3 protein-coding genes are annotated in these 2,337 nt (G+C 73.1%); all 3 read right to left on the bottom strand.

Annotated features, from left to right (window positions below; translation table 11 throughout):
- Nucleotides 1-318: cyclic nucleotide-binding domain-containing protein (locus B7767_RS33760; protein WP_085575431.1), on the bottom strand; the 318-nt coding region annotated here is incomplete at its 3' end.
- A gap of 274 nt (nucleotides 319-592) precedes the next feature.
- Nucleotides 593-2,080, bottom strand: a complete 1,488-nt coding sequence (locus B7767_RS33755; protein ID WP_085575430.1) for an aminotransferase class I/II-fold pyridoxal phosphate-dependent enzyme — start codon at nucleotides 2,078-2,080, stop codon at nucleotides 593-595.
- Between the two features lie 77 nt (nucleotides 2,081-2,157).
- Nucleotides 2,158-2,337, bottom strand: a 180-nt coding sequence (locus B7767_RS33750) for a hypothetical protein (protein ID WP_085575429.1), incomplete at its 5' end; no start/stop codon positions are given.

The following is a 2,337-nucleotide window of genomic DNA, read 5'->3' as shown; positions in this document are numbered from 1 at the left end:
CACGGCCGCCGAGTCGAACTCGTAGGCGCGCACCTGGCTGAAGGCCACGGCGCCGAAGTCCCACTGGTGGGGCGGGAACAGCCAGGACCAGCCCAGCAGGTCACCCGCGCCGAGAGTGGCGACGGTCACCCGGTGCAGGTCGTTCACCCGCTGGTCCAGCGAGACCGCGCCGGAGCGGATCACCCAGAACCGGTCGGCGGTGCCTCCCGTCTCGAAGATGCGGGTGTCCTCGGGGAAGGACACCTCCCGCGCCAATGCCATCAGGCGCTCGCGCTGCGGCGGAGGAAGGGCGGTCAGGAGTTTGATCGCTTTGGTCATGGCGCGGGGCTCCTCGCCGGGCAATCGGTTCCGGTGCTTTCCCTACGTTCATTTCAGCCGCTGCGGCCGTCCGGGGCACCTCGGCGGACACGAGAAGTCCGGTTCCTGCCGCCGGCCCCTGTCCGGGCATGAAAAAGCCCTGGCTGGACGGGGGAAGCCAGCCAGGGCCGTAAGCGGTGGTGTCCGGAGGACGGGGGGTCGACTCCGCCACCACGTATGAATGAACGATAAACCATTTCGGCGGCGTCCGGGTAATCGGGTCGCGTGACCTGTTTCACTGGTCCCGGGCGGCGCGCTCGTCCACCACCCGGACCGTGTCCAGACCGGGGTCCGACGGGTCCGGCAGGTGCATGCCCGCGGCCAGGCCCGTCCGCAGATAGCGGAGCACGGGCTCGGTGAGCCGTTCGCCCGGCAGGACGGCCGGGATGCCGGGCGGGTACGGCGTGACCATCTCGGCCGCGATCCGTCCGGCCGCCCGGTCCACCGGCACCTCCTCGGCCGGGCCGAAGAACGCGTCCCGCGGCAGCAGCGCCTGCTCCATCCGCAGGTCGCCCGGCGACGGCACGTCCACCCTCGGCGCCCGGGGCAGGTTCCGCGCCGCCCGGCCCAGGTCCCGCAGCGCCGACAGCAGTTCCCCGGTCGTCTCCCGGTCGTCGCCGTGGGTGATCTGCATCCCGATGCGGCGGTGGTCCACCAGGTGAGCGTCGACGCCGCGGTGCTCGCGCAGCCAGTCCGCCGCCTGGAATCCCGTGATGCCGAGACCGTCGAGATCGATCACACCGGGCAGCGGATCGAAGTCGTCCGCCAGCCCCGGTCCGCAGAAGTCGTCCCGGCCCTCCACGTGCATGCCGTCGATCTCCTCGATCGCGGCCCGGACCCCGTCGGCGAGCGCGAGCGCCGACCCCATCAGCTCCTTGCCGCGCAGCGCCATCTGCCGCCGCCAGCCGTCGAGACCCGCGAAGATCAGCACCGACGGGCTGGTGGTCCCCAGCAGGTCGGCGCGCATGCCCAGCAGCGCCGGCGGCACCAGGTCGCCCCGCAGGTGGAACACCGAGCCCTGCTCCAGACCGCTGCCCATCTTGTGGATGCTGGTCACGCAGATGTCGGCGCCCGCGTCCATCGCCCAGGACGGCAGGTCGGGGTGGAAGGGCAGGTGCGCGCCCCAGGCCTCGTCCACGATCAGCGGGCGCGAACGCCGGTGGCACACCTCGGCGATGTCCCGCAGCGCCGCACTGGCGCCGTACGGCGTCGGGCTGGTCACCAGCGCGCCGCGCGCGTCCGGGTGGGCGTCGAAGGCCCGGTCGAAGTCGTCGGCCGACGGCGGGTGCGCGATGTGCCGTACGGCGTCCCACCGCGGTTCCACCCACACCGGCTCGATCCCGGACAGGATCAGCCCGGACACCACCGACTTGTGGGCGTCCCGCCCGATCAGCAGCTTCTCGTGCGGCCCCGCCACCGACAGCATCGCCGCCTTGACCGACAGGGAGCTGCCGCACGTGCTGAAGAAGGTGTGGTCGGCGTGGACCGCGTCGGCCATCAGGTCCTGGGCCCGCTGCAGCACCCGGCCCCGGGTGAGCCGGTCGTCCAGGCCGCCCGACGCCAGCACATCGCCCAGGAACACCGCGTCCCCGAGCACCTCGCGCACCGCGGGATCCGCCCCGCGGGCCTGCTTGTGCCCAGGTGGTGTGAAGCCCAGCCGCCCCTTGCGGTGGTACTCCTCCAGTGCTTCCAGAACCGGCGCCCGGCTGTGATCGACCGTCATGGGTTGCCGGGTGCCCGGCGGCGGCCCGCCTCAATCCGTACGGAAATCCGCCCGGGAATCCCGTACGGCCCCGCAGGTCAGCCCTGTGCCGCGCGCTTCCCCGGCGTCAGGATCTCGTCCAGCACCCGCAGCACGACCCCGTAGGCCACCCCGCGCACCTCGGCGTCGCGCGCCGCGCCGGGATCGCCGGTGCCCGCCCGCCCGAGCTCGTCGCCCCGGGCCCGCCAGGTCCGCTCCTCCTGGGCCGCGCAGGCCCG

The sequence above is a fragment of the Streptomyces sp. 13-12-16 genome (assembly GCF_002114215.1).
Taxonomy (GTDB): domain Bacteria; phylum Actinomycetota; class Actinomycetes; order Streptomycetales; family Streptomycetaceae; genus Streptomyces.
This window is presented reverse-complemented; position numbering and strand designations above follow the sequence as displayed.

Bases quoted from the DNA above. Each gene is read 5' to 3' on its own strand.
- B7767_RS33755 (WP_085575430.1), bottom strand. From the start codon at position 2,080: ATGACGGTCGATCACAGCCGGGCGCCGGTTCTGGAAGCACTGGAGGAG.